Origin of the sequence: Pseudomonas sp. TWRC1-2, assembly GCF_049896685.1 — a bacterium.
Lineage (GTDB): Bacteria > Pseudomonadota > Gammaproteobacteria > Pseudomonadales > Pseudomonadaceae > Aquipseudomonas.
Genome location: NZ_JAFCUU010000001.1, coordinates 320,091 through 336,756 on the forward strand (window position 1 = coordinate 320,091; position 16,666 = coordinate 336,756).

The following is a 16,666-nucleotide window of genomic DNA, read 5'->3' on the forward strand; positions in this document are numbered from 1 at the left end:
GGTATGCGTGCACGTCAATTGGGCATTACGTTGGGGCTGGGCACGCCCGGCGAATTGAATGCCATCACCGATGTGCCGGGCGTTCGGGTCGGCCACAGTACGCTCAAGGCGTGTATCGACGGCAAACAAGTGCGTACCGGTGTCACCGTGATCCAGCCGCGCGAAGGCGAGGCGCGGCACCAGCCGTGCTTCGCCGGGTATCACGTACTCAACGGCAATGGCGATGCCACCGGCCTTGAATGGATCAGCGAAGCGGGATTGCTGACCACGCCCGTGGCCATCACCAACACTCACAGCATCGGCGTGGTGCGTGACGCCTTGATTGCCCTGGAGCGTGAGCGTCTGGCGGACCCGGCGGTGTATTGGTGCATGCCGGTGGTAATGGAAACCTACGACGGGCTGCTCAATGACATCTGGGGCCAGCACGTCAAGCCCGAGCATGTGCGCGAGGCGCTGGATAGCGCCCAAGGCGGCGCGGTGCAGGAAGGCGCAGTGGGCGGCGGCACCGGGATGATCTGCCATGAGTTCAAGGGCGGCATCGGCACCGCCTCGCGGCGCTTGCCGGCTGAGGAGGGCGGCTGGACCGTCGGCGCGCTGGTGCAGGCCAACCATGGCAAGCGCCAGGAGCTGCGGGTGGACGGTTACCCGGTTGGCCGTCACTTGCAGGGCATTGCATCCCCCTTCGCCGCGCGCGGCACGCCAGGCATGGGCTCCATCGTGGTGATCATCGCCACCGACGCGCCTTTACTGCCGCATCAGTGCCGGCGTCTGGCGCAACGCGCGTCGATCGGCATTGCACGCACGGGCGGCGGCACCGAGGACTCCAGCGGCGACCTGTTCCTGGCATTCGCCACCGGCAACCACGAGCTGCCACCGGCCGATTACGGGCGCAAGAACCTGCCGCTGAGCAGCGCGTTGCAGATGCTCAACAACGACCATATTTCGCCGTTGTTCAGCGCAGCGGCGGAGGCGGTGGAGGAGGCGATCATCAACGCCATGCTGGCCGGCGAGGACATGACCACCGAGGACGGCGTCAGGGTGCCCGGCCTGGCGGACGAGACCTTATTGACCGCACTAAACAAGTGCGGTTGGAGCGTGTCCCCGTAATAGGGGACAAGTCTAATTAATTATCTAAGTAGTGGCTCTTTAATGTCGCCAATGACACCGTGACAATATATTGGATCCATTATTCAAGTGCGCCGCTCAAGTTGAGCGGCTTTACTGCTATTTAATATTTAAATACCACTCGGGCCGGAGCTTTTGCGCAAACGCAGTTGTCCCCAATAAACACTGCCTGCGACTTCCTTAACTTGAATCCACGTCACATTTTCATCGCGGAAATATTTGTAGACGAAAGATTTCAAGTTGTGTCAGTTTCGATACGCCTTCAAAAGAGGCGAGTGATAGGACGATCTCGCCCGCGGGGTTCCTATCGACCAAAGACTGATGCACTTGCAAACAAGGAAGTACGTTTATGTCAAAAGTAAAAGACAAAGCTATTGTTTCTGCCGCGCAAGCCAGCACTGCTTACTCGCAAATCGATAGCTTCAGCCATCTGTATGACCGTGGCGGCAACCTCACGGTGAATGGCAAACCGTCCTTTTCCGTGGACCAGGCAGCGGACCACCTGCTGCGCGATGGCGCCTCGTACAAGGATGTGAATCACAACGGCAAGATCGATCTGACCTACACCTTCCTCACCTCGGCTTCCTCGGCCACCCTGAACAAACATGGGATCTCCGGGTTCAGCCAGTTCAACGCCCAGCAGAAAGCACAGGCCGTATTGGCCATGCAATCCTGGTCGGATGTCGCCAACGTGAGCTTTACCGAAAGCGCCTCGGGCGGTGACACGCACATGACCTTCGGCAACTACAGCGGTGGTCAGGATGGCGCGGCTGCCTTCGCTTACCTGCCCGGCACCGGCGCAGGCTACGACGGCACCTCGTGGTACCTGACCAACAGCAGCTACACGCCGAACAAGACCCCGGACGTGAACAACTACGGCCGGCAGACCCTGACCCACGAAATCGGCCATACCCTGGGCCTGGCTCACCCTGGCGACTACAACGCCGGGACCGGCAACCCTTCGTACAAAGACGCGGACTATGGACAGGACACGCGTGGCTACAGCGTCATGAGTTACTGGAGCGAAAGCAACACCAACCAGAACTTCACCAAGGGCGGCGTCGAAGCTTACGCTTCAGGCCCGCTGATCGACGACATTGCCGCGATCCAGAAGCTCTACGGTGCCAACTACAGCACCCGCGCCGGCGACACCACCTACGGTTTCAACTCCAACACCGGGCGTGATTTCTACAGCGCTACTTCCAATGCCGACAAGCTGGTGTTCTCGGTATGGGACGGTGGTGGCAACGACACCCTGGACTTCTCCGGTTTCACCCAAAACCAGAAGATCAACCTCAATGAGGCCTCGTTCTCCGACGTTGGCGGCCTGGTGGGCAACGTGTCCATCGCCAAGGGCGTCACGGTCGAGAACGCCTTCGGCGGTTCGGGCAACGACCTGATCATTGGTAACAACGCAGCCAACCTCATCAAGGGCGGTGCCGGCAACGACATCATCTACGGCGGTGGCGGTGCGGACCAACTGTGGGGCGGCGCCGGCAACGATACCTTCGTATACGGTGCCAGTTCCGATTCCAAGCCGGGTGCTGCTGACAAGATCTTCGACTTCACCTCGGGTTCGGACAAGATCGACCTGTCCGGTATCACCAAAGGTGCAGGCTTGAGCTTCGTCAACGCATTTACCGGGCATGCCGGCGATGCTGTACTCAGCTATGCCTCGGGTACCAACCTGGGCACCTTGGCCGTGGACTTCTCCGGGCACGGCGTGGCGGATTTCCTCGTCACCACCGTTGGCCAGGCTGCGGTCAGCGACATCGTAGCGTGATGTAAAGCGCGCGGCGCTCCGGCGCCGCGCTCTATGATGGAGCAGCACATGCCGCGTTTTTCTCATTTGATCGCCTGTGCTTCACAGGTGTTGTTCGTGTCGGCAGGAGCCCACGCAATGGCTAGCAGTCTTGTTTTACCCACCACCGCCCAGTTGGCCGGCCACTGGCAGTTGCACCAGCAGGATCAAGTCTGCGCGTTGGACCTGTTGGACCAGCCTAACGCGCTGGCCGGTGATGTGGCGTGCGCCGCGCAATGGCTGGGCGATAAGCCGCTGACCTGGTTGCCGACCCCGGACGGCATCTGGCTGATGAACGCCCAGGGCACCGGCATTATCCATTTGAACCGTGAAAAAGACGGCGAATATAAAGGGCAGACGCCTTCAATTCCCGAAGTTGTCCTGCAACGAACACCTTAATTAACAGTTATAAGCTTATAACCCGATTTTAATAGTTGGCCGCCCTACTGTGGGGCCTGGGCAACTAGTGCGCGTAATTCGCTTCAGGGAAGATCAGAAGATATGGCGAAGTCCCATGCGGTTGCGCCCTTATTCAGGGCGTTGGGTGAATACAAGAGTATTTTGATCAGCATCGGCTGTTTTACCGCATTGATTAACCTGTTGATGCTGGTGCCGTCGATTTACATGCTGCAAGTGTACGACCGTGTGTTGTCCTCCCAGAATGAAACCACCCTGGTGATGTTGACGGTGATGGTCGTCGGCTTCTTTGCGTTTATCGGCACGCTGGAAGTCGTTCGCAGTTTTATCGTGATCCGGATCGGCAGCCAGTTGGAGCGGCGCTTCAACTTGCGCGTCTACAAAGCCGCCTTTGAACGCAACCTGCAGCGCGGTCAGGGGCACGCCGGGCAATCCCTTGGCGACCTGACCGTGATCCGCCAATTCATCACGGGGCCTGCGCTGTTCGCGTTCTTTGATGCACCGTGGTTTCCCATCTACCTGTTCGTGATTTTCCTCTTCAACGTGTGGCTTGGCGTGCTGGCAACGGCGGGCGCGGTACTGCTGATCGCGCTGGCGTGCCTGAATGAATACCTGACCAAAAAACCGCTGGGCGAGGCGGGCGCGTTTTCCCAGCAATCGACCCAGTTGGCCACCAGCCACTTGCACAACGCCGAGACGATCCAGGCCATGGGCATGCTCGGCGCGTTGCGCAAGCGCTGGTTCGCGGTGCATTCGCAATTTCTTGGCTATCAGAACAAGGCCAGCGACACCGGCTCGGTGATCACCTCGCTGAGCAAGTCCTTTCGTCTGTGCCTGCAATCACTGGTGCTGGGCTTGGGCGCCTTTCTGGTGATCAAGGGCGACATGACGGCCGGGATGATGATCGCCGGTTCCATCCTCATGGGCCGCGTGCTCAGCCCCATCGACCAACTGATTGCGGTGTGGAAGCAGTGGAGTTCGGCCAAGTTGGCTTACCAGCGGCTTGACGAATTGCTGCGCGAATTTCCGCCGGAAGTCGAACACATGGCGCTGCCGGCGCCCAACGGCCAGGTCAGTTTCGAACAAGTCAGCGCGGGCCCGCCCGGGCGGCGCGTGCCGACCCTGCATCAGGTCAGCTTCAACCTCGGTGCGGGCGAAGTGCTTGGCGTGCTCGGCGCGTCGGGTTCGGGCAAATCCACCCTGGCCCGCGTGCTGGTGGGGGTGTGGCCAACCCTGGCCGGCACGGTGCGCCTGGACGGCGCCGATATTCATCGTTGGGACCGCGACGACCTCGGCCCCCATATCGGTTACTTGCCCCAGGACATCGAACTGTTCAGCGGCAGCATCGCCGACAACATTGCACGGTTTCGCGACGCCGACCCGGAACGGGTGGTGCAGGCCGCGCAACAAGCCGGTGTGCATGAGCTGATCCTGCGCCTGCCACAGGGTTACGACACGGTGCTGGGCGACAACGGCGGCGGCCTGTCCGGTGGCCAGAAACAACGCGTGGCCCTGGCCCGCGCGCTCTACGGCGGGCCGCGCTTGATCGTGCTGGATGAACCCAACTCCAACCTCGACACCGTCGGCGAAGCCGCGCTGGCCAGTGCCATCGTGCAGATGAAAGCCCAGGGCAGCAGCGTGGTGCTGGTGACGCACCGGTCCTCGGCGTTGGCCCAGGCCGATAAGTTGCTGGTGCTCAACGAAGGCCGTTTGCAGGCCTTCGGCCCCAGCCAGGAAGTGCTGCGCGCCTTGTCGGGCCAGCAGCAGGAAGCACCACGAGAAAAGGCCGGCGTGAGCCTCAGCCGTCAGTACCAAGCCGGAAGGAATCCAGGCGCATGAGCAGCCTTACATTTGAGCAACGTGATGCCGGTTTTTTCGTAAAAATGGGTTGGCTGCTGACCATCGTCGGCGCCGGCGGCTTCTTTCTCTGGGCCAGCCTGGCGCCTCTGGACCAAGGCATCCCGGTGCAAGGCACGGTGGTGGTGTCGGGCAAGCGCAAAGCCGTGCAAACCTTCAGCCCCGGCGTGGTCAGCCGGATTCTGGTGAAGGAGGGCGAGGTGGTCAAACAGGGCCAGCCGCTGTTTCGCCTCGACCAGACCCAGAACCAGGCCGACGTGCAATCCCTGCAAGCCCAGTACCGCATGGCCTGGGCCAGCGTGGCGCGCTGGCAGAGCGAGCGCGATAACCGCTCCAGCATCACCTTTCCGGCCGAGTTGAGCGCCAACCCCGATCCGGCGCTGGCCCTGGTGCTGGAAGGCCAACGCCAACTGTTCAGCAGCCGCCGCGAGGCGTTTTCCCGTGAGCAAGCCGGGATTCGCGCGAATATCGACGGTGCCACTTCGCAACTCAATGGCATGCGCCGTGCCCGCAGCGACTTGTCCGCCCAGGCCCAATCCCTGCGCGACCAACTGGCCAACCTGCAACCCTTGGCCGACAACGGCTATATCCCGCGCAATCGCTTGCTCGATTACCAGCGCCAACTGTCCCAGGTACAACAGGACCTGGCGCAGAACGCCGGCGAAAGCGGCCGCGTGGAGCAGGGCATTCTTGAATCACGGCTCAAGTTGCAACAGCACAGCGAGGAATATCAAAAGGAAGTGCGCAGCCAACTGGCCGACGCCCAACTGCGCAGCCTGACCCTGGAGCAGCAGCTCACCTCGGCCGGCTTCGACCTGCAGCACAGTGAAATCAACGCTCCGGCCGATGGCATTGCGGTCAACCTCAGCGTGCACACCGAAGGCGCCGTGGTGCGTGCCGGTGAAACCCTGCTGGAAATCGTGCCCCAGGGCACACGCCTGGAAGTCGAAGGGCGTTTGCCGGTGAACCTGGTGGACAAGGTCGGCACGCACTTGCCGGTGGATATCCTGTTCACCGCCTTCAACCAGAGCCGCACCCCGCGCGTGCCGGGCGAAGTCAGCCTGATTTCCGCCGACCAGATGCTTGATGAAAAAACCGGCCAGCCGTACTACGTGCTGCGCACCACGGTGAGCGAGGCCGCACTGGAAAAACTCCATGGCCTGGTGATCAAGCCGGGCATGCCTGCCGAGATGTTCGTGCGCACCGGCGAGCGCTCGTTGCTCAATTACCTGTTCAAGCCGCTGCTGGATCGCGCCGGCTCCGCGTTGACCGAGGAATGAGCATGAAACCTGTGTTCATTTCACTGCTGTTGATGTGTGGCTCTGCCCAGGCTGCCATGGGCCCGTTTGATGTGTATGAGCAAGCCTTGCGCAACGATCCGGTGTTTCTCGGCGCGATCAAGGAGCGCGACGCCGGCCTGGAAAACCGCACCATCGGCCGCGCCGGGCTGCTGCCGAAGCTGTCGTACAACTACAACAAGGGCCGCAACAACTCTGAGGCGCACCTGCCGGACGGGCGCGGCGGTAACTACCGCGACGACCGCAACTACAACAGTTATGGCTCGACCTTCAGCCTGCAACAGCCTTTGTTCGACTACGAAGCCTATGCCAACTACCGCAAGGGCGTGGCCCAGTCGTTGTTCGCCGATGAAAGCTTTCGCGACAAGAGCCAGGCGCTGCTGGTGCGGGTGCTGAGCTATTACACCCAGGCCTTGTTTGCCCAGGACCAGATCGACATCGCCCGCGCCAAAAAGAAGGCCTTCGAGCAGCAGTTCCAGCAAAACCAGCACCTGTTCCAGCAGGGCGAAGGCACGCGTACCGACATCCTCGAAGCCGAATCGCGTTATGAACTGGCCACTGCCGAAGAGATCCAGGCGCTGGATGAGCAGGACGCGTCGCTGAGGGAGTTGGGCGCGTTGATCGGTGTGCAGAGCGTCAACATCCAGGATTTGGCGCCGCTGAACCAAAGTTTTGCCGCCTTCACCCTGACGCCGGCCAACTACGACACCTGGCATGAACTGGCGATCACCAATAACCCGACCCTCGCTTCCCAGCGCCAGGCCGTGGAAGTGGCGCGCTATGAAGTGGAGCGCAACCGCGCCGGGCACCTGCCCAAGATCACCGCGTATGCCAGCTCGCGCAAACAGGAGTCCGACAGCGGCAACACCTACAACCAGCGCTACGACACCAACACCATCGGCATTGAAGTCAGCGTGCCGCTGTACGCCGGTGGCGGTATTTCGGCCGCCACCCGCCAAGCCAGTCGCGGCATGGAGCAGGCCGAGTACGAGCTGGAAGGCAAGACGCGCGAAACCCTGATAGAGCTGCGCCGCCAGTTCAGCGCGTGCCTGTCCGGGGTAAGCAAATTGCGCGCGTATCAAAAGGCCCTGACCTCGGCCGAGGCGCTGGTGGTGTCGACCAAGCAGAGCATCCTCGGCGGCGAGCGGGTCAACCTCGACGCGTTGAACGCCGAGCAGCAGCTGTACAGCACCCGTCGCGACCTGGCCCAGGCGCGTTACGACTATTTGATGGCCTGGACCAAATTGCACTACTACGCGGGCAACTTGCGCGATACCGACCTGGCGAAAGTCGATGAGGCGTTCGGCCCGGTGAAATGAGCAGTTATAAAAACAATAAGGATGGTTTAGATGATCACCGATTCATCACGCTTCAAACCCTTTACCGCAGGTTCCTTGCTCTTGTTGTCCGTTGCGGCACAGGCGCAATACACCGAGACCGGTTTACCGGGTAACCCCGCCAGCTGGCGTTCGGCCGAGTTCCAGAGTGACTGGGGCCTGGACCGTATGAAGGCGAATGAGGCCTACGCCGCCGGGATCAGCGGCAGCGGGGTAAAAATCGGCGCGCTGGACTCCGGGTTCGATACCGATCACCCGGAAGCCTCCAAAGACCGCTTCCACCCGGTCACGGCCACCGGCACATACGTCAATGGCAGCGCGTTCAGCACCACCGGCGCGCTCAACCCCAACAACGACTCCCACGGCACCCACGTCACCGGCACCATGGGCGCGGCGCGTGATGGCGTGGGCATGCATGGCGTGGCGTACAACGCGCAAGTCTATGTGGGCAACACCAACGCCAACGACAGCTTCCTGTTTGGCCCCACCCCTGACCCCAAATACTTCAAGGCGGTGTACACCGCGTTGGTGGATTCCGGCGTGCGCGCCATCAATAACAGCTGGGGCAGCCAGCCGCCGGACGTCAGCTACCAGACCCTCGACGGCCTGCACGCCGCCTACGCCCAGCATTACAACCAGGGCACCTGGCTGGATGCGGCAGCGGATGTGGCCAAGGCCGGCGTGATCAATGTGTTCAGCGCCGGCAACAGTGGTTACGCGAATGCCAGCGTGCGTTCGGCGCTGCCGTACTTCCAGCCGGAACTGGAAGGCCACTGGCTGGCGGTGTCGGGCCTGGACAAGGCGAATAACCAGAAATACAACAAGTGCGGCATCGCCAAGTACTGGTGCATTTCCACCCCGGGCGCGCTGATCAACAGCACCGTTCCCGGCGGCGGTTATGGGGTGAAGTCCGGCACGTCGATGTCGGCGCCGCACGCCACCGGCGCCTTGGCGCTGGTGATGGAACGCTACCCGTACTTGAACAACGAGCAGGCGTTGCAGGTGCTGTTGACCACCGCCACGCAACTCGACGGCTCGATTACCCAGGCCCCCAATACCACCGTAGGCTGGGGCGTGCCGGACCTGGGCCGGGCGATGCACGGGCCGGGGCAATTGCTCGGTTCGATGAACGTCAACCTGGCGGCCGGGCAGGGCGATGTGTGGAGCAACGGCATCACCGACCAGGCGTTGCTCCAGCGCCAGGCCGAAGACCGCGCCGAGCACGCAGCCTGGCAGCAAACCCTGATCGACAAGGGCTGGCAAAACGGTGTGGGCGCAACTGCCAGCCAGCAGGACCAGACCGACTACGCGGTCGGCACCGCCCGTGATCAAGCCGCCGCGAACCGCGTGTATGAAGGCAGCCTGATCAAATCCGGCGCCGGCAGTTTGCTGCTCAGCGGCGACAGCACCTACCGCGGCGCGACCAGCGTCAATGGCGGCCTGCTGGCGGTAAACGGCTCGCTGACCTCGGCCGTGACCGTGAACGACAGCGGCACCCTCGGCGGCTCCGGGCGCATCGGCGCGTTGGCGGTGAACAGCGGCGGTACCGTGGCACCGGGCAATTCGGTCGGCACCTTGCAGGTGGCGGGCGATGTGAACCTGGGGGCGGGTTCCACCTATGCCGTGGAACTGACCCCGACCACCAGCGACCGCATTGTCGCCGGTGGCAACGCCGTACTGGGCGGCGGCACCGTCACCCTGGCGCTGGAAAACAGCCCGACGTTGCTGAGCCAGAGCCAGGTGCAAAGCCTGATCGGCCGCCAATACACCATCCTGCAGGCAGCGGGCGGCATCCAGGGGCAGTTTGGTCAAGTGCTGCCCAACTACCTGTTCCTTGGCGGCACCCTCGACTACGCGGCCAACGGCGTGCAACTGGACGTGGGGCGCAACGGAGCGACCTTTGCCAGCGTCGCCGTCAACCGTAACCAGCGCGCTGTCGCCGCCGCTGCCGAGCAACTGGGCGCGGGCAACCCGGTGTATGAAAGCCTGTTGCAGTCCGATTCCGTTGCAACCGCTCGGCAAGGCTTGCAGCAACTGTCCGGCGAGGTCTACCCAGCGATTGGCGCGATGCTGATCAACGACAGCCTGCAACTGCGTGATGCTGTGGGTGAGCGGCTGCGCCATGTACCGGTGAACGGCGAAAGTAACCTGTGGCTCAAGGCGCTCGGCGCCTGGGGCAAGGCTGACAGCCGCAGCGAAACCGCGGGCTCGACCACCTCGATCGGTGGCTTGCTGGCCGGTGTGGACGGTGCGTTGGACGAGCAGACCCGCGTGGGTGTGGTCGCAGGCTACAGCGACAGCGCCTTGAGCCTGGGCAGTGGCACGCACTCATCGGCGTCCATCGACAGTTACCACTTCGGTGCGTATGCCGGGCGTGAACTGGGTGACTGGCGCGTGAGCGTCGGCGGTGCCTACAGCTGGCATCGCGGTGATGTGAAACGCGACCTGCAATACGGCGACGTCAGCGGCAAGCAAAAGACCAAGCTGGATGCGCGCACGGCGCAGCTGTTTACCGAGGCGGCGTACCGCATTCACCTGCAACCGCTGGCGCTGGAGCCGTTCGCCAACCTGGCGTACGTGCACCTGGACAGTGACTCATTCCACGAAAAAGGCGACGCCGCGGCCCTGGAGCGTGGCAGTGATCGGCGTGATGCGGTGCTCAGCACCCTGGGCCTGCGCGCGTTGAAAACCTTGCCATTGAATGACCATCAGCAGCTGGAACTGTCCGGTTCGCTGGGCTGGCAGCACAGCCTCACGGCGGTGGAATCCGAAGAACACTTGGCGTTTGTTGCCGGCGGGCCGTCATTTGCCGTGCGCAGTTCGCCGTTGCTACGTGACGCGGCGCTGGTGGGCGTGCAGGCCAGCCTGGCGTTGAGCCCGACCACACGGGTCAACCTGGATTACAACGGCCAGTTGGGTGGCCGCGAGAAAACCCAGGGCGTGGGGCTGAGCCTCAACTGGCAGTTCTAGAGAACACCGCAGGTCAAAAACGGTGGGAGCTGGCAAGCCAGCGCCCGCATTAGATAGGCGGCGCTGAAGAAAAGTGATTCACATACCGGCAATAAGAAAACTAAGGAAGGTCACCGTGAACAAACGCAAGTCAGGGTTAATCACCGCCACTCACACCGGCCCGGGCTACCCGCTCAAGGCCTTGAGCTGCGTGCCATACGGCGCGTTGCTGTGCTGCCTGGCAAGCCTGGGAACCGCCCAGGCCGCACCCTATGTGGAAGCGGGCAAGCTGGGCGACGCGGCCAGTTGGCGCAGCAATGAATTCAAGGCCGACTGGGGCCTGGGCGCGGTGCATGCAGATGCTGCCTACGCCGCGGGCTACACCGGCAAAGGCGTCAAACTGGGGATCTTCGACCAGCCGGTGTACGCGCAGCACCCGGAATTCGACAGCCCCGGCAAGGTGGTGACCATTGTCACCGAAGGCATTCGCCAATACACCGACCCCTACATTCCGGTGAAGGCGGGCGATGCGTTCCGTTATGACGGCACGCCCTCCAAGGACTCCAACGGCAAGCTGGGCAACCACGGCACCCACGTCGGTGGCATTGCTGCGGGTAACCGCGATGGTGGGCCGATGCATGGCGTGGCGTTCAATGCGCAAATCCTCAGCGCCGAAAACGGCGACCCGGGCCCGGAAGACGGGATCATCCTCGGCAACGACGGCGCGGTGTACAAGGCCGGTTGGGATGGGCTGGTCGCCAATGGCGCGCGCATCATCAACAACAGCTGGGGCATCGGCATCGGTGACCAGTACGCCAAGGGCGGCCGCGATCCGGCATTCCCCAACTTCACGGTCAATGAAGCGCAGGCGCAGTTCAACGTTATCCGGCCGATCCTCGGCACGCTTGCCGGCGGAGCTTATCAAGGCGCAATCGACGCGGCCCGCAGCGGCGTGCTGACCATCTTTGCCGCCGGTAACGACTACAACCGCAACAACCCGGATGCGATGTCGGGCCTGGCCTACTTCGTGCCGGACATTGCGCCAAACTGGCTGTCGGTGGCGGCCTTGCAGCAAAACCCGGACACCGCCAGCGCTGATCCTTATGTGATCAGTACGTTCTCGTCGCGCTGCGGGTATGCGGCAAGCTTTTGCGTGTCGGCGCCGGGCACCAAGATCTTCAGCTCGATCATCAACGGCACCGACCTTTCAAACCTCACCACCGACTGGGCCAATAAAAATGGCACTTCCATGGCCGCGCCCCACGTGGCCGGCGCTGCGGCGGTGTTGATGGAACGCTTCCCGTACATGAGCGGCGATCAGGTCTCCACCGTGCTGAAAACCACCGCCACCGACCTCGGCGCGCCGGGCATCGACGCGCTGTACGGCTGGGGCATGATCAACCTGGGCAAGGCGGTCAACGGCCCGGGGATGTTCATCACCGGCGAAGATATCCCGGCCGAGTTTCGCATCGACGGCGCGTACGGCAGCGGGCAGTTCGTGGCGGATTTGCCAGGGATCGGCGCCGTGGTGGATGCCGGCAAACCGACCCAGCGCCTGTGCACGGACGTGCACTGCGGGCTGGACGTGTGGAGCAACAACATCTCCGGTCACGGCGGCCTGACCAAGCAGGGCATCGGCGCGCTGGTGCTGACCGGCAACAACACCTACAGCGGCCCGACCCTGGTCAATCAGGGCTTGCTGGCGATCAATGGCTCGGTCACCTCCGACGTCACCGTCAGCCAGAGCGGCGTGGTCGGTGGCTCGGGGCATATCGGCTCGCTGTCTGCCAAAAGCGGCGGCACCGTGGCGCCGGGTAATTCCATCGGCACCTTGAATGTGGCCGGCAATGTCACCTTCGACGCGGGCTCGACCTACGCGGTCGAGTTGTCGCCGACCAGCAGCGATCGCATCGTCGCCGGTGGCACGGCCACGCTCAATGGCGGCACCGTGACCCTGGCCCTGGAAAACAGCCCGACACTGCTGACAAACGCGCAGGCCCAGAGCCTGATCGGTCGCCAGTACACCATCCTGCAAGCCGCGGGTGGGGTTACCGGTAGCTTCGGTGCGGTAATGCCCAACTACCTGTTTATCGGTGGCACGTTGAACTATGCCGCCAACGGTGTGCAGTTGGATGTAGCGCGTACCAACAGCTTCGCCAGTGTGGCCGTTACGCCCAACCAGCGTGCTGTCGCCGCGGCGGCAGACCAGTTGGGCGCCGGCAACGCGGTGTATGAAAGCCTGTTGCTGGCGCCGACCGCGGCCTCGGCGCAAGGCGCGTTCCAGCAACTGTCCGGCGAAATCTACCCGGCGTTGCAGAGCGCGCTGGTCAACGACAGCCGCTACGTGCGTGAAGCGGTGGGCGAGCGCCTGCGCAATGGCGAGATGGGCGCCACCAGCGAAACCCTCGACAGCCGTGGCAACGTGTGGGTCAAGGCCCTGGGCGCCTGGGGCAAAACCGACAGCCGCAGCGACACGGCGGGCTACACCACTTCGCTGGGCGGCATGCTTGTGGGCGTTGACGGTGCGTTGGACGAGGCGACCCGTATCGGTTTGGTCGCCGGTTACAGCGACACCTCGTTGAACATGGGCAACGACACCCACTCACGTGCCTCGGTCGACAGCTACCACTTTGGCGCCTATGCCGGGCATGAGATCGGTGCCTTGCGCCTGAGCGGGGGAGCGACCTACAGCTGGCATCGCGCCGATGTGAAGCGCGACCTGCAGTACGGCGATGTGGCCGGCAAGCAGAAAGTCAAAGTGGACGCGAGCAGCACGCAGGTGTTTGGCGAAGCGGCTTACCGCGTCAATCTGCAACCGCTGGCCCTGGAGCCGTTCGCCAACCTGGCTTACGTGCACCTGGACACCGATGGCTTTACCGAAAAAGGCGATGCCGCCGCGCTCAAAGGCCACGACGACCGCCGCGATGTGGTGTTGAGCACCCTGGGCATGCGTGCATTGAAGACCTTCAATGTGAACGATCACCAGCAACTTGAGGTGTCCGGCACCCTGGGCTGGCAGCACAACCTGAGCAGCACTGATTCCGAGCAGCACCTGGCGTTCGCGTCGGGCAGCCCGTCGTTCGCGGTGGAAAGCGCGCCGATGGTGCGCGATGCCGCGCTGGTGGGCGCGCGGGTGAGCCTGGCCTTGAGCAAAGAGGCGCGGGTGAACGTTGACTACAACGGCCTGCTGGCCAGCAAGGACAAAGTGCACGGGGTGGGGTTGAGCCTCGACTGGGCGTTCTAAAGCTTTCATCACCTTTGCATGCGGGCCAGGGTCAGGTGGGAGCACGCCAGCTCCCACCTGACACCTGGCCCACCGCTGAAAAGTGTTTTCGCTTTCTCTACAAATCCAACAACAGAGAGGCACTACCATGGGTATCTTTGACTATAAAAACCTTGGCACCGAGGGTTCCAAAACGTTGTTCGCCGATGCCATGGCGATCACGTTGTATTCCTATCACAACCTGGATAACGGCTTTGCCGTGGGCTACCAGCACAACGGGTTAGGCTTGGGTTTACCGGCCACGCTGGTCGGTGCGCTGCTCGGCAGCACGGATTCCCAGGGCGTGATCCCTGGCATCCCGTGGAACCCGGATTCGGAAAAAGCCGCCCTGGAGGCGGTGCAGAAAGCCGGTTGGACACCGATCAGCGCCAGTGCCCTGGGCTACGCCGGCAAGGTCGATGCGCGTGGCACCTTCTTTGGGGAAAAAGCCGGCTACACCACGGCCCAAGTCGAGGTACTCGGCAAATACGACGACGCCGGCAAACTGCTCGAAATCGGCATCGGTTTTCGTGGCACCTCGGGGCCACGGGAAACCTTGATCAGCGACTCGATCGGCGACTTGATCAGCGATCTGCTCGCGGCCCTGGGGCCCAAGGATTACGCGAAAAACTACGCCGGCGAAGCCTTCGGCGGCTTGCTCAAGAATGTTGCCGACTACGCCGGTGCCCATGGCCTGACCGGCAAGGACGTGGTGGTCAGCGGCCACAGCCTGGGCGGGCTGGCGGTCAACAGCATGGCGGACTTGAGCAACAACAAATGGGCGGGGTTCTACAAGGACGCCAACTATGTCGCCTATGCCTCGCCGACCCAGAGTGCCGGCGACAAGGTGCTCAATATTGGTTACGAAAACGACCCGGTGTTCCGTGCGCTGGACGGCTCGTCGTTTAACCTGTCGTCGCTGGGCGTGCACGACAAACCCCACGAGTCCACCACCGATAACATCGTCAGCTTCAACGACCACTACGCCTCGACGCTGTGGAATGTGATGCCGTTTTCCATCGTCAACCTGCCCACCTGGGTCTCGCATTTGCCGACGGCGTACGGCGATGGCATGACGCGCATCCTCGAGTCCGGCTTCTACGAGCAGATGACCCGTGACTCCACGGTGATTGTTGCCAACCTGTCCGACCCGGCGCGGGCCAATACCTGGGTGCAGGACCTCAACCGCAATGCCGAGCCGCACAAGGGCAACACGTTCATCATCGGCAGCGACGGCAACGACCTGATCCAGGGCGGCAAGGGGGCGGACTTTATCGAGGGTGGCAAAGGCAATGACACGATCCGTGACGACAGCGGGCACAACACCTTTTTGTTCAGCGGCCACTTTGGCAATGACCGCGTGATTGGCTACCAGCCCACCGACAAACTGGTGTTCAAGGACGTGGAAGGGAGCACCGACCTGCGTGACCACGCGAAGGTGGTCGGCGCCGATACGGTGCTCACGTTTGGGACCGACTCGGTGACGCTGGTCGGCGTGGGGCATGGCGGGCTGTGGACGGATGGTGTAGTGATCGGCTGATTACTCGCGCAACCGATCAGCGCCAGTGCTGCCCCCGCCAGCCACCGCCCCAATAGGGCCGGTGGGGGTAGCCATAGCCATAGCCGTAATAGTGATGCGGGTAGTAGTAAGGGCGTGGCGCATAGCCCCAATGCCCGTAATAGACCGGTGGAGGTGGTTGCACCACGATCACCCGCGGTGGCTGGCGAATGATGATGGTGTCGGCAAACGCTGGCGCGCAGGCCAAGGCCGCCAGGGTCAGGGGAATCAGCAAAAGAGCGCGTACCGTGCGGGACATGAGTGCCATGGCCGTCGTTCCTCCGTTGTGCCGCGTTTGAAAATAAAAGCGGCTTATCGGTTAAACGCCCAGGCGGGGGAAATCCTTCGGTAAATAAATCTTCATTGATCAGCGGCGCAGCCTTGCGACGGATTACGCGCGCCTCACGCGTTTAATCAGCACCTGCGAGATGTTTCGCGCGTCATATGAGGAGCTGAGCATGTCCCGACTTCGATTGCTGCTATGCGCCTTGGTACTGCTGGGATTGGGCGGGTGTGCGGTGTACCCGGCCTATCCGGGCCCATGCTACTACCGGCCGTACTACCACTCGTACTATTACCATCCCTACTATCACCCGTATTACCACCCGTACTATCGGTACTGAACCTGCAACAAAAAGCCCCGCATCTGCGGGGCTTTTTTTATCAGTTTTCCTTGCGTACCGTCGCTACGTCATCGGCCTTGACGCGCACATGCTTGCCAGCGATGTCGGTGAACTCGTAGAAGCCGTCGGCCGTCTTGGTTTTAGGACTGTCCTTGGTCAAATACTGCGTACCATTTTGCAATGTCACCACGGTTTGCGTTGAGCAACCGGCCAATAGCAGAAAAGTGAGTGCAACCAGCGGCAGACCCAAATTCTTCATGTTCATAACCCTTACCTTTAACCCTGAAAAGTCCCGCTGCCTATGGGGGCGGGCCGTAAATGTTACGCCATCAACTGAGCTATCTGATCCTTTTTATTAGAAAAGTTGCGTGCGCCATTTATCTATTACCGATTGCAACAACGGGTTCGCGACGGCACTCTGTATGCATAACCAGTATTT

The 16,666-nt window shown here is 62.1% G+C and carries 12 protein-coding genes; 10 read left to right on the forward strand and 2 right to left on the reverse strand.

What is annotated here, in order from left to right:
- Window positions 1-3 precede the first annotated feature (3 nt).
- The 9 genes from ACP7B3_RS01390 to ACP7B3_RS01430 all read left to right on the forward strand — a co-directional run bounded on the left by ACP7B3_RS01390 (window position 4) and on the right by ACP7B3_RS01430 (window position 15,586).
- Window positions 4-1,107 carry a P1 family peptidase gene (locus tag ACP7B3_RS01390; RefSeq protein WP_426177383.1) on the forward strand — a complete coding sequence of 368 codons (1,104 nt, stop codon included), beginning with the start codon at window positions 4-6 and terminating at the stop codon, window positions 1,105-1,107.
- Between the two features lie 367 nt (window positions 1,108-1,474).
- Entirely contained in the window at window positions 1,475-2,908 is a 1,434-nt protein-coding gene (locus ACP7B3_RS01395) for a serralysin family metalloprotease (RefSeq protein WP_106578104.1), read from the forward strand.
- A 48-nt stretch (window positions 2,909-2,956) separates the two neighbouring features.
- Window positions 2,957-3,325, forward strand: coding sequence for a protease inhibitor Inh/omp19 family protein (locus ACP7B3_RS01400; RefSeq protein WP_106578105.1), 369 nt, complete (start codon window positions 2,957-2,959; stop codon window positions 3,323-3,325).
- 102 nt (window positions 3,326-3,427) lie between these two features.
- Window positions 3,428-5,182 carry a type I secretion system permease/ATPase gene (locus tag ACP7B3_RS01405; protein ID WP_426177385.1) on the forward strand — a complete coding sequence of 585 codons (1,755 nt, stop codon included), beginning with the start codon at window positions 3,428-3,430 and terminating at the stop codon, window positions 5,180-5,182.
- Window positions 5,179-6,480 (forward strand): HlyD family type I secretion periplasmic adaptor subunit, encoded by a 1,302-nt coding sequence (locus ACP7B3_RS01410; RefSeq protein WP_106578107.1) that lies wholly within the window; start codon window positions 5,179-5,181, stop codon window positions 6,478-6,480. Before ACP7B3_RS01405 ends, ACP7B3_RS01410 begins: the two co-directional genes overlap by 4 nt.
- A gap of 2 nt (window positions 6,481-6,482) precedes the next feature.
- Window positions 6,483-7,817, forward strand: a complete 1,335-nt coding sequence (locus tag ACP7B3_RS01415; RefSeq protein WP_145160562.1) for a TolC family outer membrane protein — start codon at window positions 6,483-6,485, stop codon at window positions 7,815-7,817.
- A gap of 30 nt (window positions 7,818-7,847) precedes the next feature.
- Complete coding sequence (locus ACP7B3_RS01420; RefSeq protein WP_426177388.1) at window positions 7,848-10,805, forward strand: autotransporter domain-containing protein; 2,958 nt, start codon at window positions 7,848-7,850, stop codon at window positions 10,803-10,805.
- Between the two features lie 115 nt (window positions 10,806-10,920).
- Window positions 10,921-14,028, forward strand: coding sequence for an autotransporter domain-containing protein (locus tag ACP7B3_RS01425; RefSeq protein ID WP_426177390.1), 3,108 nt, complete (start codon window positions 10,921-10,923; stop codon window positions 14,026-14,028).
- Window positions 14,029-14,155: 127 nt separating this feature from the next.
- Window positions 14,156-15,586 (forward strand): polyurethane esterase, encoded by a 1,431-nt coding sequence (locus ACP7B3_RS01430; protein WP_426177392.1) that lies wholly within the window; start codon window positions 14,156-14,158, stop codon window positions 15,584-15,586.
- Window positions 15,587-15,602: 16 nt separating this feature from the next.
- On the opposite strand, the gene ACP7B3_RS01435 is transcribed toward ACP7B3_RS01430, so the two are convergent.
- Window positions 15,603-15,872, reverse strand: a complete 270-nt coding sequence (locus ACP7B3_RS01435) for a hypothetical protein (protein ID WP_426177394.1) — start codon at window positions 15,870-15,872, stop codon at window positions 15,603-15,605.
- 190 nt (window positions 15,873-16,062) lie between these two features.
- Between ACP7B3_RS01435 and ACP7B3_RS01440 the strand changes: the two genes are divergently transcribed.
- The gene (locus tag ACP7B3_RS01440; protein WP_426177396.1) at window positions 16,063-16,227 is read left to right on the forward strand and encodes a hypothetical protein; all 165 of its coding nucleotides are present in this window, start codon (window positions 16,063-16,065) and stop codon (window positions 16,225-16,227) included.
- 40 nt (window positions 16,228-16,267) lie between these two features.
- On the opposite strand, the gene ACP7B3_RS01445 is transcribed toward ACP7B3_RS01440, so the two are convergent.
- Window positions 16,268-16,492, reverse strand: coding sequence for a YgdI/YgdR family lipoprotein (locus tag ACP7B3_RS01445; RefSeq protein WP_145160571.1), 225 nt, complete (start codon window positions 16,490-16,492; stop codon window positions 16,268-16,270).
- Window positions 16,493-16,666 lie beyond the last annotated feature (174 nt).

Bases quoted from the DNA above. Each gene is read 5' to 3' on its own strand.
- ACP7B3_RS01390 (WP_426177383.1), top strand. From the start codon at position 4: ATGCGTGCACGTCAATTGGGCATTACGTTGGGGCTGGGCACGCCCGGC.
- ACP7B3_RS01395 (WP_106578104.1), top strand. From the start codon at position 1,475: ATGTCAAAAGTAAAAGACAAAGCTATTGTTTCTGCCGCGCAAGCCAGC.
- ACP7B3_RS01400 (WP_106578105.1), top strand. From the start codon at position 2,957: ATGCCGCGTTTTTCTCATTTGATCGCCTGTGCTTCACAGGTGTTGTTC.
- ACP7B3_RS01405 (WP_426177385.1), top strand. From the start codon at position 3,428: ATGGCGAAGTCCCATGCGGTTGCGCCCTTATTCAGGGCGTTGGGTGAA.
- ACP7B3_RS01410 (WP_106578107.1), top strand. From the start codon at position 5,179: ATGAGCAGCCTTACATTTGAGCAACGTGATGCCGGTTTTTTCGTAAAA.
- ACP7B3_RS01415 (WP_145160562.1), top strand. From the start codon at position 6,483: ATGAAACCTGTGTTCATTTCACTGCTGTTGATGTGTGGCTCTGCCCAG.
- ACP7B3_RS01420 (WP_426177388.1), top strand. From the start codon at position 7,848: ATGATCACCGATTCATCACGCTTCAAACCCTTTACCGCAGGTTCCTTG.
- ACP7B3_RS01430 (WP_426177392.1), top strand. From the start codon at position 14,156: ATGGGTATCTTTGACTATAAAAACCTTGGCACCGAGGGTTCCAAAACG.
- ACP7B3_RS01435 (WP_426177394.1), bottom strand. From the start codon at position 15,872: ATGGCACTCATGTCCCGCACGGTACGCGCTCTTTTGCTGATTCCCCTG.
- ACP7B3_RS01440 (WP_426177396.1), top strand. From the start codon at position 16,063: ATGTCCCGACTTCGATTGCTGCTATGCGCCTTGGTACTGCTGGGATTG.
- ACP7B3_RS01445 (WP_145160571.1), bottom strand. From the start codon at position 16,492: ATGAACATGAAGAATTTGGGTCTGCCGCTGGTTGCACTCACTTTTCTG.